Here is a 1,972-nt window from a genome sequence, read left to right as displayed (position 1 = left end):
CCCCTGACATTGTCGCAGTTGCGGAGAATGCCGAGCTTTTCTTTGCCGGCAAGCGCGGCGGCAAACCGTCGATGAAACAGGACGACATCACCGCCCTGCTGGTCCGGCTCGCACGCGAAGGCCGCCGCGACGTCAGGCTGAAGGGCGGCGATCCCTATATTTTCGGCCGTGGCGGCGAAGAAGCTCTGGCGCTGGCGCGGGAAAGTATCCCGTTCCGCGTCCTGCCCGGCCTGACCTCGGGCCTCAGTGCGCTGGCCGCGACCGGCATCCCCGCCACTATGCGCGGCATCAACAAGGCGGTGATCCTGGCGACCGGCCACGCCGCCGGCACCGATGACGATCTCGACTGGGCGGCGATCGCCCGCACCGGCCAGCCTGTCGTCGTCTATATGGGCATGGCCAATCTGCCCTTGATATCAGCCGCCCTTCTCGATGGCGGGCTGGCGCCGTCGACACCGGCGGCTGTAATCGTCGCCGCGACGACGCCGCAGGAGCGGACCGTCGTCGCCACGCTCGCCACCATTGCCGAGGAAGCTGCGGCCGCCGGTCTGGCCTCGCCGGCGCTGATCGTCGTTGGCGGCATCGTTGCCATGCGCGCGGCCCTGGCGGGGCAAGCATGACGGCCCGCGCCATCATCATCGGCGCGCCGCGCTCCGGCTCCGGCAAGACCAGCGTCACCATCGGCATCCTGCGGGCGCTGACCCGGCGCGGGCTGAAGGTGCGCGGCGCCAAATCCGGCCCCGACTATATCGACCCCGGCTTCCACACCGCCGCCACGGGCCTCTCCGGTGTCAATCTGGACAGCTGGGCGATGCCGCCATCGCTGCTCAACGCCCTTGCCGCGCAAGCCGCCGATGACACCGATTTCGTCATCCTGGAAAGCGCCATGGGCCTGTTCGACGGGATACCCGCGGCTCCCGGCCGAACCGGCTCGGCGGCCGACCTGGCGCGGCTCTATGGCCTGCCGGTGCTGCTTGTGCTCGACGTCTCCGGCCAGTCGACCACGGCGGCGGCTGTCGCCAAGGGTTTTGCCACCTATGATCCTGACGTGCGCATGGCCGGTGTCGCGCTCAATCGGCTGGGCAGCGAGCGGCACCGCAAGCTGTGCAGCGAGGCCATCGAGGCGATCGGCCTGCCGGTCGTCGGCGCCATCCTGCGCGATCCCACTCTGAACCTGCCCGAGCGGCATCTCGGCCTTGTCCAGGCTGGCGAATATGACGACCTGATGGCGCATCTCGACCGGCTGGCCGACATGGCGGAAAAGTCGCTCGATCTCGATGCGATCATGGCCCTGGCGACGCCCCTCACCCCCGCGCCCGGCGGTTTCGACGACGCGCTGGCGCCGCCCGGCCAACGCATCGCGCTGGCCGAGGATGCCGCCTTCACCTTCCTCTATCCGCATGTCGCCGCCTACTGGCGCAAGGCGGGTGCGGAAATCGTCCCGTTCTCGCCGCTCGTCGACGAAGCGCCCGACGGGACCTGCGACGTTTGCTGGTTGCCGGGCGGCTATCCCGAGCTTCACGCCGGCAAGCTCGCCGCCGCCGCGACTTTCCGCGCCGGCATGGCGCGTTTCGCCGCGACGAAGCCCATCCATGGCGAGTGCGGTGGCTTCATGGTGCTCGGCGAAGCCCTGGAGGACGCGTCGGGCGAAACGCATGCGATGCTCGGCCTGCTCGGCCATGCCACCAGCTTCGCCAGGCGCAAGATGAACCTCGGCTACCGCGAGGCGCGGCTGCGTGCCGATTGTCCGCTGGGTGCACAGGCCGCGCTGATCCGGGGCCACGAATTCCACTATGCGCAGATGACGGCCACCGGCAATGACGAGCCGCTGGCCGACCTTGCCGACGGCCAGGGCAATCCGATCGGCGCCTCGGGCTACCGGCGCGGCCATGTCAGCGGCACCTTCTTCCATGCGATCGCGAGGGGCTAGAGCATGAAATTCGGGAATCTGGCCCTTTCACCACGGCAGGCC

The 1,972-nt window shown here is 69.2% G+C and carries 2 protein-coding genes; both read left to right on the top strand.

Annotated elements, in window-relative coordinates; genetic code table 11:
* The coding region (gene cobA / locus EN969_RS28765) for a uroporphyrinogen-III C-methyltransferase (protein ID WP_127419612.1) at window positions 1-620 on the top strand (620 nt) is incomplete at its 5' end.
* Window positions 617-1,930, top strand: a complete 1,314-nt coding sequence (locus tag EN969_RS28760; protein ID WP_063168248.1) for a cobyrinate a,c-diamide synthase — start codon at window positions 617-619, stop codon at window positions 1,928-1,930. The genes cobA and EN969_RS28760, both read left to right, overlap by 4 nt.
* Window positions 1,931-1,972: the final 42 nt, after the last annotated feature.

This window comes from Mesorhizobium sp. M7A.F.Ca.CA.003.01.2.1 (assembly GCF_003998945.1).
In the GTDB taxonomy this organism is placed as follows: Bacteria; Pseudomonadota; Alphaproteobacteria; order Rhizobiales; family Rhizobiaceae; genus Mesorhizobium; species Mesorhizobium ciceri.
Note: the sequence above shows the minus strand (reverse complement) of the source record. Positions and strands in the feature narration are given on the sequence as shown.